General features: G+C 63.8%; 13 protein-coding genes. 10 read left to right on the top strand and 3 right to left on the bottom strand.

Annotated features, from left to right (window positions below; translation table 11 throughout):
* The first annotated feature begins 38 nt into the window (after nt 1-38).
* From G3N97_RS00325 to G3N97_RS00310, 4 genes are all read left to right on the top strand, one after another.
* Nucleotides 39-827 carry a metallophosphoesterase gene (locus G3N97_RS00325; protein WP_205991350.1) on the top strand — a complete coding sequence of 263 codons (789 nt, stop codon included), beginning with the start codon at nt 39-41 and terminating at the stop codon, nt 825-827.
* Between the two features lie 139 nt (nt 828-966).
* On the top strand, nt 967-4,245 hold the full coding sequence (locus G3N97_RS00320; protein WP_205991349.1) for an efflux RND transporter permease subunit: 3,279 nt from the start codon (nt 967-969) through the stop codon (nt 4,243-4,245).
* A 55-nt stretch (nt 4,246-4,300) separates the two neighbouring features.
* Nucleotides 4,301-5,506 (top strand): efflux RND transporter periplasmic adaptor subunit, encoded by a 1,206-nt coding sequence (locus G3N97_RS00315; protein WP_205991348.1) that lies wholly within the window; start codon nt 4,301-4,303, stop codon nt 5,504-5,506.
* Nucleotides 5,503-6,942, top strand: coding sequence for an efflux transporter outer membrane subunit (locus G3N97_RS00310; protein WP_205991347.1), 1,440 nt, complete (start codon nt 5,503-5,505; stop codon nt 6,940-6,942). The genes G3N97_RS00315 and G3N97_RS00310 overlap by 4 nt, the downstream gene beginning before the upstream one ends.
* A gap of 16 nt (nt 6,943-6,958) precedes the next feature.
* Here the strand turns inward: G3N97_RS00310 and G3N97_RS00305 are convergent, their stop codons facing one another.
* The 3 genes from G3N97_RS00305 to G3N97_RS00295 all read right to left on the bottom strand — a co-directional run bounded on the left by G3N97_RS00305 (nt 6,959) and on the right by G3N97_RS00295 (nt 9,577).
* Complete coding sequence (locus tag G3N97_RS00305) at nt 6,959-8,434, bottom strand: heavy metal sensor histidine kinase (protein WP_205991346.1); 1,476 nt, start codon at nt 8,432-8,434, stop codon at nt 6,959-6,961.
* Nucleotides 8,434-9,111: a heavy metal response regulator transcription factor gene (locus G3N97_RS00300; protein WP_065059758.1), complete on the bottom strand. Its 678-nt coding sequence runs from the start codon at nt 9,109-9,111 to the stop codon at nt 8,434-8,436. Before G3N97_RS00300 ends, G3N97_RS00305 begins: the two co-directional genes overlap by 1 nt.
* 163 nt (nt 9,112-9,274) lie before the next feature.
* The gene (locus G3N97_RS00295; RefSeq protein ID WP_205991345.1) at nt 9,275-9,577 is read right to left on the bottom strand and encodes a DUF4148 domain-containing protein; all 303 of its coding nucleotides are present in this window, start codon (nt 9,575-9,577) and stop codon (nt 9,275-9,277) included.
* Nucleotides 9,578-9,907: 330 nt separating this feature from the next.
* On the opposite strand from G3N97_RS00295, the gene G3N97_RS00290 reads away from it, so the two are divergent.
* The 6 genes from G3N97_RS00290 to G3N97_RS00265 all read left to right on the top strand — a co-directional run bounded on the left by G3N97_RS00290 (nt 9,908) and on the right by G3N97_RS00265 (nt 15,815).
* Nucleotides 9,908-10,411 carry a sigma-70 family RNA polymerase sigma factor gene (locus G3N97_RS00290; RefSeq protein WP_205991344.1) on the top strand — a complete coding sequence of 168 codons (504 nt, stop codon included), beginning with the start codon at nt 9,908-9,910 and terminating at the stop codon, nt 10,409-10,411.
* Nucleotides 10,412-10,423: 12 nt separating this feature from the next.
* Nucleotides 10,424-11,437, top strand: a complete 1,014-nt coding sequence (locus G3N97_RS00285) for a FecR domain-containing protein (protein ID WP_205991343.1) — start codon at nt 10,424-10,426, stop codon at nt 11,435-11,437.
* Nucleotides 11,438-11,590: 153 nt separating this feature from the next.
* The gene (locus G3N97_RS00280; protein ID WP_205991342.1) at nt 11,591-14,068 is read left to right on the top strand and encodes a TonB-dependent receptor; all 2,478 of its coding nucleotides are present in this window, start codon (nt 11,591-11,593) and stop codon (nt 14,066-14,068) included.
* Nucleotides 14,069-14,085: 17 nt separating this feature from the next.
* Nucleotides 14,086-14,853, top strand: a complete 768-nt coding sequence (locus tag G3N97_RS00275; RefSeq protein WP_205991341.1) for a hypothetical protein — start codon at nt 14,086-14,088, stop codon at nt 14,851-14,853.
* 197 nt (nt 14,854-15,050) lie between these two features.
* Nucleotides 15,051-15,377, top strand: a complete 327-nt coding sequence (locus G3N97_RS00270; protein ID WP_205991340.1) for a hypothetical protein — start codon at nt 15,051-15,053, stop codon at nt 15,375-15,377.
* Between the two features lie 18 nt (nt 15,378-15,395).
* Nucleotides 15,396-15,815, top strand: coding sequence for a MarR family winged helix-turn-helix transcriptional regulator (locus G3N97_RS00265; RefSeq protein WP_205991339.1), 420 nt, complete (start codon nt 15,396-15,398; stop codon nt 15,813-15,815).
* The last annotated feature ends 28 nt before the right edge of the window (nt 15,816-15,843 follow it).

The raw sequence follows: 15,843 nt of genomic DNA, 5'->3' as shown, positions 1-15,843 counted from the left end.
CGCAGCGTTCGATTCTCCGCTTCGTTGGCAGGACCCTTATGCGTATTCAGATCGCCTCCGATCTGCACCTCGACGCGCTCGACGCGCGCTTTGCCGAGGCGCCCCCTTTTCCGCCCGCTCCCGGCGCCGATGTGCTGGTGCTCGCGGGCGATATTCATCGCGGCACTCACGCACTCGACGCTTTCGCCAACTGGCCCGTGCCGGTCGTCTATGTCTGCGGCAACCATGAAGCCTATGGCAGCGCATGGCCCGACGTGACGGCGGCGCTGCACGCGCGAGCCGAAGGCACGCACGTCCATTTTCTGGAACGCAGCGCAACCGTGATCGGCAACGTGCGTTTTCTCGGCTGTTGCCTGTGGACCGATTACGCGCTGTACGGCGATCGCGCGCGCGACATGCAATATGCGCTCGATACCAATTCGGATCACAGCGCGATCACGCTCGACGGCCGCGCGCCGTTCAGCCCTGAAGATGCCTTGCTCGAACATCAGCGCTCGGTTTCGTGGCTCGCGCGCGAACTGGCCGCGCCGTTCAAGGGCAAAACGATCGTGGTCACGCATCACGGCATTTCGCCCGATTCGATTCACGACCGCTTCGCCACGCATCCCGACAATCCCGCCTTTCTCAGCGACCTGCGTTATTTGCTGCCCTATGCGAATCTCTGGATTCACGGCCATGTGCACGATTCATTCGACTATCGCGCGAATGGCGCGCGCGTCGTGACGAATCCGCGCGGTTATCCGCTCAATGCCGGCGAGGCGCAGCGCGCCGACGAACTGGTCTGGGAAAACCGCGTCTTCGATCCGCTGCGCACCATCGAGGTCTGATCCGCCTCGCCACATGACGATTTTGTAATCCGACGGTCACCCTGCGGCAAAGCCCCCGACGTCAGACTGCGGACTTCTGCCCGCATTGCGCGCGCGTTGCTCTGCACGCCGCGCGCGCTCACCGTCAAACAGGTTCGTCATGTGGATTGTCCGGCTCGCCCTGCGCCGCCCTTATACGTTCGCCGTTCTCGCGATTCTCATTCTGATCGCGGGACCGCTCGCGATTCTGCGCACTCCCACCGATATCTTTCCGAACATCGATATTCCGGTGGTCAGCATCGTCTGGTCGTATAACGGCTTTTCGGCGCAGGACATGGCGCAGCGCATTACGTCGAATTACGAACGCGCGCTGACGTCCGACGTCGACGATATCGAACACATCGAATCGCAATCGCTGAATGGCGTGTCGGTCATCAAGGTGTTCTTTCATCCGGGCGCGGACATCAATCGCGCCATCGCGCAGGCCGCGAGCAATTCGGCGTCGATATTGCGCGTGCTGCCGCCCGGCACGCTGCCGCCGAATATCATCACCTACAACGCCTCGACGGTGCCGATCCTGCAATTGGGCCTGTCGAGCGCGACGCTCGCCGAACAACAGCTTTACGACCTCGGCAACAGCTTTATTCGCACGCAGCTCGCGACCGTGCAAGGCGCGTCGGTGCCGCTGCCGTTTGGCGGCAAGGTGCGTCAGATCATGGTCGATCTCGATCCGCACGCCTTGCAGGCCAAAGGTCTCGCACCGCTCGACGTGGTGAATGCGATCAACGCGCAGAATCTGATTCTGCCGGGCGGCACCGCGAAAATCGGCGCGCGCGAATACAACGTGCAGATGAACGGCAGCACCGACACCATCGCCGCGCTCAACAACCTGCCGGTCAAGACGGTAAACGGCAGCGTGATTTACGTGCGCGACGTCGCTCACGTGCGCGACGGTTACGCGCCGCAAACCAATATCGTGCGTAGCGACGGCAAGCGCGCGGCGCTGCTCACGATCGAAAAGACCGGCAATACGTCGACGCTGACGATCATCGACCAGGTGCGTGCGCTGCTGCCGCATATCGCAGCGGGTCTGCCGAAAGCACTGAATATCACGCCGCTTGGCGACCAGTCGGTGTTCGTGAAGGCCGCGATTGGCGGCGTGGTCCGCGAAGCGCTGATCGCCGCCGCGCTCACCGCGCTGATGATCCTGCTGTTTCTCGGCAGCTGGCGCGCGACGCTGATCATCGCCGTCTCGATTCCGCTCGCGGTGCTCACGTCAATAATCGCGCTCTCCGCGCTCGGCCAGACCATCAACATCATGACGCTCGGCGGCCTCGCGCTCGCCGTGGGCATACTCGTGGACGACGCCACTGTCGCCATCGAAAACATCACGCATCACCTCGAAAACGGCGAGCCGCTTTACGACGCCATTCTCAATGGCTCCGGCGAAATCGCGGTGCCGACTTTCGTTTCCACGCTGTCGATCTGCATTGTATTTGCGCCGATGTTTCTGCTCACCGGCGTCGCGCACTATCTGTTCGTGCCGATGGCGGAAGCGGTGATCTTCGCGATGTGCGCATCGTATTTCTTTTCGCGCACGGTTGTGCCGACGCTCGCACTCTATTTGCTTAAAGAACGCAAGACTGGGAATAAAACCAGCAAAACGCGTGCAAACGCTTTCGTTGCGAAAGTGACGCAATTTCAGGCCGCATTCGAAGCGCGCTTTGAAGCATTGCGTCTGCGTTATCACGCGGCGCTCGCAGGCGCCATCGCGCAACGCCGCCGCTTCGTGCCGATCTTTCTCGGCTGCTGTTTTGCATCGCTCGCGCTACTCGCCTTCACGGGCCGCGACTTTTTCCCGAGCGTGGATACCGGCGAAATCCGCCTGCATCTGCGCGCGCCCACCGGCACGCGTATCGAGCAAACCGCGCGCCTGACCGATGAAGTGGAAGCGCGCATTCGCAGCGTGATTCCGCCTGCGGAACAAGGCGCGATACTCGACAATATTGGCGTGCCGGTCAGCGGCATCAATCTCACGTATGACTCGTCGGACCCGATCGGCACCGAAGACGCCGACGTGATGGTGTCGCTCAAACCGGGCCACCGTCCGACCGCGCAATATGTCGCGCAACTGCGTAACGTCCTCACGAAAGCGTTTCCCGGCGTGAGCTTTGCGTTCCTGCCCGCCGATATCGTCAGCCAGATTCTCAACTTCGGCTTGCCCGCGCCGATCGATATTCAAATCGTCGGCAACAAACTCGCGGCCAATCGCGTCGTCGCAAACGATCTGCTCGCGAAACTGCGTGGCGTGCGCGGACTTGTCGATGCGCGGCTGCAACAACCGGGCGACGAACCCGCGATCAATATCGACGTGGACCGCACTAAAGCCATGCAATCGGGGCTGCTGCAACGCGACGTCGCGCAGAACCTGCTGATCGCACTCTCGGGCAGTTCGCAAACCACGCCGAATTTCTGGCTCGATCCGAAGAACGGCGTGAGCTATCCGCTCATGGTGATGATGCCGCAATACGACGTGAATTCGCTGCAGGCGCTCGCGAATCTGCCGCTGACCGGTTCGAGCACGAGTGATGCCGGCGGTCCGCAAAACGCCGCCAATGGCGCGCCACGCGTGCAGAATCTGCTCGGCTCGCTCGGCACGTTTACGCGCGGCACGCAACAAGCCGTCGTGTCGCATTACAACGTACAGCCTGTGCTCGATATTTTTGGATCGGTGCAAGGCCGCGATCTGGGCAGTGTGGCGAACGACGTCGCCGCCATCGTGAAGAGCGAAGAAGCGAAGCTGCCGCCGGGTTCGTCCATCGTGATTCGCGGCCAGGTGCAGGCCATGCACGAGGCGTTTTCCGGGCTTCTGGGCGGTCTCGTGTTCGCGGTTGCGCTCGTCTATCTGCTGATGGTCGTGAACTTCCAGTCGTGGCTCGATCCGCTCATTATCCTGAGCGGCCTGCCCGCCTCGCTCGCGGGCATTGCGTGGATGCTGTTCGCCACCAACACCACGATCAGCGTACCCGCGCTCACCGGCACGATTCTCTGCATCGGCATTGCGACCGCGAACAGCATTCTCGTGATCACCGCCGCGCGCGAGCGGCTGGCCGGAGGCCTCGCGCCTGCGGAAGCCGCCGTGCAGGCCGGTTTCACGCGCTTTCGTCCCGTCATGATGACGGCGCTCGCGATGCTGATCGGCATGTTGCCGATGGCGCTCGGACTCGGCGACGGCGGCGAACAGAACGCACCGCTCGGCCGCGCCGTGATCGGCGGTCTCGCGTGCGGCACGCTCTCCACGCTGATGTTCGTGCCGGTGGTGTTCAGCATCGTCCACGGCTGGCTCGCACGCCGTAAAGCACGCGCTGAGGCGCGCGAAGCAATGACAGCGCAGGAAGCCGCCGCGCTCGACGCGCAATCCGCCGACGCCGACCAATAACGCCGCGCCCGGCCGCTTCAATCGACATTCCTTATTTCTCGCTCGATTCACGATCATGAACGACACCGACAACTCACAAGAACGTGGCAGCAGCACTAAACGCCGCTCGCGCTCCTTCGCATTGCCCTTGCTCGCCGGGCTCGCGCTTGCGTTGCTCGCAGCGGGCGTCGTGCCGCGCCTGCGTGCGAACCAGGCGCTCGCCGCGCAAACGTCCGCGCAGACCACGCTCACCGTTTCGGTCGTGCAACCGCAGCACGCGCCGGCGAGCGAAGACCTCGTGCTGCCAGGCGCCGCCACGCCTTATTCGGATGCTTCGATCTACGCGCGCACGAGCGGCTATATCGCGCACTGGTACACCGACATCGGCACACACGTGAAGGCGGGCCAGGTGCTCGCCGATATCGCCGCGCCCGATCTCGACGCGCAATTGCGTGCGGCCCGCGCCGACGAAACCTCAGCGCAGGCCGCGTATGTGTATGCGAAAACCACCGCCGCCCGCTGGCAAACGATGTTGCAGAGCCAGTCGGTTGCGCAGCAGGACGCCGACGCCAAAACCAGCGACATGCAGACGAAACAAGCCGCGCTCGCCGCCGCGCAAGCGAACGTCGCGCGCCTGACGCAACTCGTTTCGTATGAAAAAGTCACCGCGCCGTTCGACGGCGTGATTACGTCGCGCGATGTGGACGTGGGCGCGCTCGTCACCGCGGGCGGCACGCCGGGCACGCCCAACGCCACCAACGAGTTGTTCCATCTGTCGCAAACGCAGACCTTGCGTGTTTTCGTGGACGTGCCGCAAGACGACGCGGCGAGCATCACGCCGACGACGCAGGCGTGGCTCACGACGCAGCAATATCCCGGGCGTCGTTTCAATGCGCGCGTGGCACGCACGGCAGGCGCGCTCGATCCCGCGAGCCGTACCTTGCGCGTGGAGATCGACGTCGATAATGCCGACGGCGCGCTGCTGCCTGGCGGCTATGTGCAGGCGCATCTCGCGCTCACGACCGCCACGCCCGCCCTGGAAATTCCGGTGAGCGCGCTGCTGTTCCGCCCCGATGGCGTGTCGGTCGCCATCGTCGATACGAGCGGCAAGGTGCAGATCAAACTCGTGCATCTGGGCCGCGATTTCGGCACGCACGTAGAGATCACATCAGGTCTCGTGGATAGCGATCGCGTGATCGACAATCCCGGCGACAGCATCACGAACGGGCAAGCGGTCAGCATCGCCACGACCACGCCTGACGCGGGGGCGAAGCAATCATGAGCTTTTGCACGCTGCCCAAACGCGCGCTCGCAGCGGCGGTGATCACCACGCTTGCTGCGTGCTCGACAGTCGCGCCGTATCAGGCGCCCAAGGTCGAAATTCCCACGCATTTCGCGGGCGCATCCGACGCTTCGGCGCAGCAGTCCGCGTGGCAAGTCGCCACGCCCGCCGATGCCACGCCGCGCGGCGCGTGGTGGACCGTATTCAACGACACGGAATTGAATACGCTTGAAGCGCGCATCGACGTGTCGAATCAAAGTGTGCGCAAGGCGCTCGCGAATCTGAATCAGGCGCGCGCGCTAACCGATTATCAACGCGCGGGTTTTCTGCCGACCATTACTGCGGGCGTTGCGCAGGACCGCTATCGCACGTCCGCGAATAAAGAGGGTTCGTCGCTCGCGGGCAAGACGATTCCCGATTACGCCGTGGGCGTTTCCGCGACGTGGGAACCCGACGTGTTCGGCCGCATTCGCGACGAAGTCACCAACGCCAGCGCGAATGCACAGGCGAGCGCCGCCGATCTCGAATCCGTGCGGCTGGCGATGAGCGCGCAACTCGCCGTCGACTATTTCGATTTGCGCACGCTCGACGCGCAAAAGCAATTGCTCGATGCGAGCGTGCAGGCCTACGCCGACGCGCTGCGTATCGTGCAGAACCAGCAGCGCAATGGTGCGATCGACGCTTCGGCGGTGGCGCAGGCGCAAACGCAACTCGACAGCACGCGCACGCAGGCTCGCGATATCGACGTCAATCGCGCGCAACTCGAACACGCGATCGCCACGCTGATCGGCGAGCCGGCGTCGATATTTTCGCTGCCAGTCGCGCACGCGTCGTTCACGTTGCCGACGATTCCACCGGGTCTGCCCGCGCAATTGATCGAGCGACGTCCCGATATCGCCGCTGCTGAACGTCGCGTCGCGGCCGCCAATGCGCAGATCGGTGCGGCGCACGCGGCGTTCTTTCCCAATCTCGTGCTCAGCGCGACGGCGGGTCTCGAAAGCTCGTTCTTCGCGCCGTGGCTCAGCGCGCCGAGCCTGTTCTGGTCGATCGGGCCGCAACTCGTCGGCACGCTGTTCGACGGCGGCAAGCGTACGGCGACCTTGCACGGCGCAACCGCGCAATACGACGGCACGGTGGCCGATTATCGGCAAACCGTGCTCGTGGCGTTCGAGCAGGTGGAGAACAATCTTTCCGCGCTGCAGGCGCTCGCCGACGAATCGGTCACGCAACAGCGCGCCGCCCAGGCCGCGCAACAGGCGTTGCAACTTACGACGAATCGTTTTAACGCGGGCGCAGTCAGTTATCTCGACGTGGTCACGTCGCAGACCATTGCGCTCACGAACGAGCGCGATGCCGTGGGAATCGAAGGACGAAGAATGGATGCCTGCGTGCGATTGATTCAGGCGCTAGGCGGCACGTGGAGCGACGCGCATTGAAACGTGCGAACGCTTTTCACACTGCATCGTCCACAAAACGCAGAATGAATCGCGTGCTGCGTGCGTCGCTTTCCGCGCGCACGCTGCCGCCGTGCAGTTCCATCACGGTGCGCACGATCGCAAGCCCGAGACCCGCGGATGCGCCCGCGCCCATTGCTTCGGGCGCGCTGGTGCGCGACGGATCGGCGCGATAAAAGCGCTCGAAAATACGTTCGAGATGTTCGGGCGGGATCGGCGTGCCGGGATTCTCGACGACGACATCGAGCGCATGCGCGGACGGCGTCGCCGTTAAAACGATCGTGCCGCCAGCGGGCGTATAGCGCAGCGCATTTGCAATCAGATTGCTCAGCGCACGGCGAAACAATTCGACGTCGACATTCAAGGTGCCGCTGCCGTCGACACGAATCGCCAGCCCCGCCTCTTCCGCGAGCCCTTCGAAATAGCCTGCGATGCGTTCGAGTTCGTCGTACACGTTCACGGCGCGGCGGCGCGTTTCAAAGCGCGGATGCTCCGCACGCGCCAGAAAAATAACGTTCTCGATCATGCGCGAGAGTCGCTCGCACTCTTCGAGATTCGAGGCGAGCACCGTTTGATATTCCTCTTCGGGGCGCGGGCGCGCGAGCGCGATTTCCGTCGCGCCGCGAATATTGCTCAACGGCGTGCGCATGTCGTGCGCGAGATCGGCGGTGAATTGGGAAAGCCGCTGAAAACCCGCGTGCAAACGTTCGAGCATCGCGTTCAGCGACGCCACCAGCGTCGCCAGTTCGCCCGGCACGTGCTTCACGCGAATAGGCTGATCCAGCCGATACGCGGTGACTTCGCGCGCCTGATCGGCAATCTGGCGCAAGGGCCGCAACGCGAGACGAATCCACGCGTAACTGCCGAGCAGCACGACGAGCGTGCCCACGCTGCCCGCGAACGCGAGCGTGTCGCGATACGAATCGAGCAGGCTCAGCGGCCCGCGCATGTCGCGCGCAATGGCCACGCGCACGGTCGCGCCATCGCGCAGCGTCACGTCGAAGGCGATGCTGCGCACAGGCACGCCATGCGCGCTGCGCCATTCGCGAATCGCGCGATCGGTAATGCGCGCGTCGGGCGCGAGCACGAGCGCGCCCGCGTGCGCGGGCGAGAGATCGACATCGGCGGACGCAATGGCGTTGGAAAGCGGTGTGGGCGGTTCGTCGAAAGTTTCTCCTTCGTCGTGCGCGGCGAGTTGGTGGCCTTGAGCGTCGACGATCTGCAGAGCGAGCGAGGGATTGCCGAGCACCGCGCTCGAAAGCCGCTGCGCGTGCGCGAGCGCATCCTGCGCGGAACCGAGTTCGGTGGCGAGACGGCGCACATGGCGCGCGGCGAGCACGACGTCCTGATCGTCGTGCTTGCGCACCTGCTGTGCCAGCGCGAGATACAGATACCAGCCGACGCAGACGAACACCGCGAGCGTCGTGGCGCTGAACGCCACCGCGAGCGTGACCGCAAGCGAGCGGCGCGGCATCAGTCGGCGTCCTTTTCTTCCATCACGTAGCCCACGCCGCGCACCGTGTGGATCAGCTTGACCGGATAGCCTTCGTCGACTTTCGCGCGCAGACGGCGAATGGCGACTTCAACGACGTTGGTGTCGCTGTCGAAATTCATGTCCCAGACGAATGAGGCGATTTGCGTGCGGCTCAGCACTTCGCCCTGGCGGCGTGCGAGCAATTGCAGCAGGGAAAATTCGCGCGGCGTGAGATCGATACGTGTGGTGCCGCGCTTCACGCGTCGGCGAATCACGTCGATTTCCAGATCGGCGATGCGCATGCTCTCCGCTTCGCGCGGCGGGCCGCGTCGCGCCAGTGTACGCACGCGCGCGAGCAGTTCGACGAAGGCGAACGGCTTGACGAGGTAATCGTCGCCGCCAAGCTCGAGCCCTTGCACGCGATCAGCCACGTCGTCGCGCGCGGTGAGGAACAGCACCGGCGTGGGCTTGCTGGCGCGCAGGCGCTTGAGCACGGCCCATCCGTCGAGCACCGGCAGCATCACGTCGAGCACGATCACGTCGTACTCCTCTTCCTGCGCGAGCAGCAGCCCCTGAGCGCCGTCGGTCGCGAGGTCCACGCTGCAGCCCGATTCCTCCAGGCCTTTTTTCACGTAGGCGCCCGTCTTGGGCTCGTCTTCGATAACGAGGACTCGCATGTGTTTTCTCCGGCTTTATTCCGCCTCCCTGATGGCGCGATTCTACCGGGTTCGCGCACGCGTAGCGGTCAGGCGGATAACCACCGCATTACATTTTCGACATCTTCGCCCCGGCCCAGGGAGAAAGCGTCGAATGGCGGTGAATAGCGATGCATTCCGCGCTTCAATGGTGTTCGTAAATCGCTTTAACGAACATGGGTGCGACGGAAGCGCCCGACTGCGAATAAGTCGCGGGCGTCATGCCGTATCCGCTGTCGTTTTGTGTCGACATCCGGGCGTGGATTGCCGGGTCCGGATAACGCGTATTGGACGGATGCAAGGTGCCGTCGTGTTCGGCCTGAACGATTTGCGCCTTGACCTCGGCGCGCGAAACCGGTTCGCGGGACTGGAATGAAGATTGGGCAAAAACCACGCTCGGCAGCATGGCGGCGGCAACGATCATCGAAACAAACAATTTGGCTTTCATGGATTCATCCTCGAATAAGTAAACCGGATTGACTACGGGTGAAGGCGAATCCATTTTGTGTCTCGTTGCCTTAAGCGAACATGAAACAGAATGCAGATAACGGATTGGTAATCCGCGGGTTATGTGCGTGCAATGTCACGCCAATGTCGCTTATCCGCTATTGAACTCGCAGCTTAAAGGGACAAATGGACCGGCGATTCAAATCGAGTTTTCGAGAACAATTCTCATTTACTTTTCTGAAGCCCGCGTGTAAGCTACGCGACGAAATCTGTAAACCTGCCCTTTTTGCTCGCCGCTCGCCCGACCTGCCAATCGCCCGTGTAAAGACGCATGAACGCCCTTCCGCCCACCGTGCACCTCGAAATCGAAGCGCTTTATCGGGCGCATCACGGGTGGCTGCACGGCTGGCTGCGGCGCAAGCTCGGTTGCGCGCATCGCGCGAGCGATCTGGCACACGACACGTTCACGCGCCTGCTCGATCGCGAAGAACCGATCGAAGCCCGCGAACCGCGCGCGTTTCTCACCACGGTCGCGCAGCGCGTGCTGTATAACCACTGGCGTCGCGAGCAGGTCGAACGCGCGTATCTCGACGCGCTCGCGCACGTGCCCGAAGCACTCGCGCCCTCGCCCGAAGAACAGGCGCTGCTGCTCGAAACACTCTGCGAAATCGACAAGCTGCTCGACGGCCTGCCCGTCATCGTCAAGCGTGCGTTTCTGCTCGCGCAACTCGATGGCGCCACGCATGCGGAAATCGCCGAATCGCTCGATATTTCGCTGGCCACCGTGAAGCGCTATCTGGCGAAGGCGGCGGCGCAGTGTTTTTTCGCGCTCTGAGCGGAGCGCGCCGTGAATGTCACGCCGCCCAATGTGGCGCCCGAGGTCGCGCATCGCGCCGTGGAATGGTGGCTCGATCTGAGTAGCGGCAGCGTCACGCCTTCGCAACGCGCGGATTTCGACGCCTGGCGCGCGGCGCATGCCGATCACGAACGCGCCTGGCAGCATATCGAATCCGTTTCCAGCCGCATTCAATCGATTGGCGAAAGCGCTTCCGCGAATGCCGCGCGCGCTGCGCTCACGCGCGCGAAAGCCACGACGCGTAGCGGCGCGGGACCGGCGTCGCGCCATCGCCGTGCGGGCATCAAGGCGCTCGCCGTGTTGCTGTTCGCGGGCGGCGCAACATGGAGCGCACGCCATCGCTCGGCGTGGCCGGGCTGGACCGCCGATCTGCACACCGCGACCGGCGAAGTGCGCACACTCACGCTCGCCGACGGCACCTCGTTGACGCTCGACACCGCCACCGCCGTCGACCTGCGATTCACGACGGACGAGCGGCGCATCGTGCTTCGGCGCGGCGCGATCATGGTCGCCACCGGCCATCGCGACGGCCCCGCGCCTCGCCCCTTCGTGGTGCAGACCGCGCAAGGCACGGCAACGCCTATCGGCACGCGCTTTTCGGTGCGTCAGGCGAGCGACGTCACGCAACTCGCCGTGTTCGAAGGCGCGGTGCGCGTGGTGCCGGACGCTGCCCCCTCGTCGGCGCAAACGCTCAACGCAGGCGAGCGCGTGCAATTCACCGCAAACGCCGTGCTCGCGAAAGAACCCGTTTCGAACGCGGCGGCCGCGTGGACGCAAGGCATGCTCGTCGCGAGTAACGAGCGCCTCGGCGATCTGCTCGACGAACTGTCGCGTTATCGCGAAGGCATTCTGCGTTGCGATCCGCGCGTGGCTTCGCTGCGTGTTTCCGGCACCTATCTGCTCGCCGATACCGATCTCGTCCTCGACACGCTCACGCGCGCCCTGCCGCTGCGCGTGGACTACATGACGCGTTTCTGGGTCACCGTGGGGCCCGCCCGCGCGTGACGACGGCGAGCGCGCGCACCCTTTCAGCCGCACTTTTTAGCGCGATAAAAACGATTCGAAAAAATTTCGAAAAAAGCTGAGCTGTTTTCGATTCTCGCGGGACAAGCCAGATGAGAGCACTTCTTCATCGGACTTTTTCCAGCCTTCACGACCATGCATTCACCTCACCACGCCGAGGCGCCTCACGCCTTGCGCCAGCGCCACTGGATCGGCATCGCGGCGCTCGCCCTCTTTGCGATCAGCGCCACGACGCCCACGCTCGCCGCCGCGGCAACGTCGGCTTCGAATGCGAACGATGCCGCGCAGCAAGCCTCGGCGCGGCAAACCTACGACATCGCCGCCGGTCCGCTCGACGCCGCGTTGAATCAGTTCGGCCAGCAGGCCGGTGTGATGATTGCGTATCCGGGCGCGCTCGCGGCGAATCGCACGAGCGCGGGATTGCATGGCGAATATGGCGTGGCCGAAGGCCTCGCGCGCATTCTGCGCAACACGGGACTCGCGGCGAACGCACAGGCGAACGGCAGCTACACGCTGACCGAAGATCCCGCCAATGCTGATCTCGACGATCGCGCCGTGCTGCCCGCCGTGAAGGTGGGCGCATCGGCGATCAAGGCGGGCAGCTATCGCGCGCCCGCCGAAGCGAACATCACGCGTTCGGACACGCCCGTGCTCGACACGGCGCAGGCGATCAACGTGGTGCCCGCGCAGGTGCTGCGCGATCAGCGTCCGCGTAATCTCGACGACGCGCTCGCGAACGTGAGCGGCATCGTGCAGGGCAACACGCTCGCGGGCACGCAGGACACGCTGCTCAAGCGCGGCTTCGGCGGCAACCGTGACGGCTCGATCATGGAAAACGGCATGCCGCTCGTGCAGGGCCGCGCGCTGAACGACGCAGTGGACAGCGTGGAAGTGCTCAAGGGCCCGACGTCGCTGCTCTACGGCATCATGGACCCGGGCGGCGTGGTCAACGTGGTCAGCAAGCAGCCGATGCTCACGCCGTATCACGCGATTTCGGTGCTCGGCTCCACGTACGGTCACGGCCGCAACGGCGGCGGCGCGACGCTCGACACCACCGGTCCGATCGGCGATACGGGGCTCGCCTATCGTCTCGTGCTCGATCAGGTCAACGAGCAATACTGGCGCAATTTCGGCGAGCATCGCGAAACGCTCGTCGCGCCTTCGGTCGCGTGGTATGGCCGCGATACGCAGGTGGTGCTCTCCTATCAGTACCGCAAATTTCTCTATCCGTTCGATCGCGGCACCGCGCTCGATCCCAAGACCAATGCGCCGCTGGCGATCTCCGCGCGCGAGCGTCTCGACGAACCGTTCAACAACATGAGCGGCGAATCGCATCTCGCTCAACTGCTCGTCGATCATCAGATCGATCCGAACTGGAAAGTCCATGTCGGCTATAGCTACAACCGCGAAACCTACGACGCAAACCAGTTGCGCGTGCAAGGCGTGAATAGCACGACGGGCGCGCTTTCGCGGAGCAACGACGCGACGCACGGCGCGCTGAGCACAGACAGTTACGGCATTGCCTATGTCGATGGTCACTTCGATATCGCGGGGCTGCGCAACGATCTGCAGGTCGGCGTGGACGACGAATACCGGCGTATCTATCGCGCGGATCTGCTGCGTCAGGCCACGCAATATACGTTCAATTATCTGAATCCCGTGTACGGGCGCGAAAGCCCGTCAAGCACGGTGTCCGCCAGCGACAGCGATCAGACCGACACGCTGCACGACACCTCCGTTTTTCTGCAGGACAGTCTGCATCTGACCAGCAAGTGGATACTCGTGGGCGGCGCGCGATTTATTTCGTACAACCAGGTAGCGGGCAAAGGCCGGCCGTTCAAGGCGAATACCGATTTGAACGGCACCAAATGGCTGCCGCGCGCGGGTGTGATCTACAAATGGACCGATAACGTCTCGTTCTACGGCAGCTATACGCAGTCGCTCAAGCCGACGTCGACGATCGCGCCGCTCAGCACGGGCGTGGTGATCGATTCGGCGGTGCGGCCCGAGGAAGCCACTTCGTGGGAACTCGGCGCGAAGATCGCCATGCCCGCCGGTCTCACCGGCACGCTCGCGCTGTTCAACATCGACAAGTCGAACGTGCTGGTTTCGCAGTACAACGACACGACCAAGGAAACCGACTGGCGCACCTCGGGCAAGGCGCGTTCGCGCGGCGTGGAGCTGGACGTGTCCGGGCAGATCGGCGAGCACTGGAGCGTGATCGCGAGCTACGCGTATATCGACGCGAAGACCACCGAAGACCCCGAATACGCAGGCAACCGGCTCTGGAACGTCGCGCAGAATACGGCGTCGCTGGCTGCGGTCTACGACTTTGGCGCGCTGTTCGGCGGCGATCAATTGCGCGTGGGCGCGGGCGCGCATTACGTGGGCGCACGGCCCGGCGACTCGGCCAACAGCTTCACGCTGCCCGCCTACACGGTCGCGGACGCGTTCGCGACCTACGACACGAAATGGGGCGGCCATCGCGTTTCGTTTCAGTTGAACGTGAAGAACCTCTTCAACAAGACCTATTACCCGTCGAGCGCGAACCGCTATTTCGTTGCCGTCGGCGACGCGCGCCAGGTCTCGCTGCTCTCCACCTTCGAATTCTGACCGGCACACGACACCTCATGAAAAACCGCACGAAATCGCGTTCTTCTTCATCGGCGGCGAGCACGCCCGGCACGCTTTCGCGGCGCCATGCGCTGCTCACGCTCGGCGCGCTCGCCGCGTCCTTCGCCGCGCCCGGTGCGCGCGCACAACGTCCCGACACCTCCGGCACGGTGCTGTTGGTGGTGCAACTCAAGGGACCGAATCTCGCCGTCGATCAGGCCATCGCCGCACATCTGCAAACGCGCGGCTACACCGTGCGACTCGTCGATCAGAACTTCGATCCCGCGCTCGCGCGCGACGCGCGGCTCGTCATCATCTCGTCGACGGTCTCCGCGAAGGACGTGCCCGCGGGCTGGCGCAGCGCGCCCGTGCCGCTGCTCACGTGGGAAAACGATCTGCTCGACGACCTCGCGATGAGCGGCAAACGGCACGACACCGATTTCGGCGAAGTAGAAAAAGAGCGCTATCTATGGCTCGTGAATGCGCCGCACGCGGCCTCGGGCGGCCTGAGCGCCGGCGTGACCAACGTGTTCCGCAAGCAGGCGCCGATGAGCTGGGGCAAGCCGGGACTTGGCGCGTCGATCATCGCCACGATCTATGGTCAGCCGGAAAAGGCCGCGATTTTCACCTACGAGAAAGGCGCGACGATGGACTACGAAGCACTCGCGCCCGCGCGCCGCACGATGTTCTTCATGGACAACGATTCGTTTCCTAACCTCTCCGAAGCCGGGCTGCGTCTGTTCGACGCCGCCATCGACTGGACCGCGTCGCGCGAGCGCGCGTAAGCCCGACGCCCGTTCGGGCACACGAAAGCCTCTGCGATCGCGGCCGAATCGCGCGAAATGTCACGATGTGAAATACCTTCAGATCGTAAGAAACGTATAATGCACGCTGAGTTCCCGCCGATGCGGGCGTTCGGCGTTGCATGCACGACGTTGCGCGCACCGCGTCGAACGCAGTCTTGATTCAGCAGAGGAAGCCCATGAAGCGACTTTTCCTTGCCGCGTTGGTCGGCGTCTGGACGGCGAGCGCGTTCGCGCACACCTGCACCGAAGGTCCGCAAGTGCGGATCGAGGGCGATGCGCCGGGCGCGATCAGCTACGACATCTACACCCATCTCTATCCGCTCAGCGCGCAGAAGCTCGCGCGGCTCGCGAACGCCCAGCAGGTCACGATGATTCCGGACGGCACCATTGCGTGCACCATCGCGGACGATGGCGTCGACGATCCGCACGCGGTGCTCATCAACGGCCCGCATGGCCAGATGAGCTACTGGCTTTCGGAAAATTACGTCAAGCCGCTGAGCTGACCCGCACGGCAACGCTTCATGTCATCGCCACGCCGCAAGGCCACGGAGCAGATCTCGCGCGCCGATCTGGAGGAGCTTTCCGAGTTCCGCTATCGTCTGCGCCGCTTTCTGCGCTATTCCGAAGAGATCGTGCACGCCGAAGGCGTGACGCCGCTGCAATACATGCTGATGCTGCACACGCGCGCCTTCCCGGATCGCGACTGGGCCACCGTGGGCGAACTCGCCGAACGGCTGCAGGCGTCCTCGCATGGCACCGTGGCGCTGGTCACGCGCTGCGAGGCGGCCGGTCTGGTCGAACGCGTGCCGAGCGCGCACGATCGGCGTCAGGTTCAGGTGCATCTCACGGCCGAGGGCGAGCGTTGTCTGATGAAGCTGGCCGCGCTGCACAAGTCGGAAGTGCAGTCGTTCGGCTGGGCGTTCCGTGACGAGCAGGCCTGATGTCCGCCGCGCCGTTTAAGCGTTTTTT

The sequence above is a fragment of the Paraburkholderia sp. Ac-20347 genome (assembly GCF_017104805.1).
In the GTDB taxonomy this organism is placed as follows: domain Bacteria; phylum Pseudomonadota; class Gammaproteobacteria; order Burkholderiales; family Burkholderiaceae; genus Paraburkholderia; species Paraburkholderia tropica.
The sequence above is the reverse complement of the archived record's forward strand: the minus strand, read 5'-3'. Positions and strand labels throughout refer to the sequence as shown.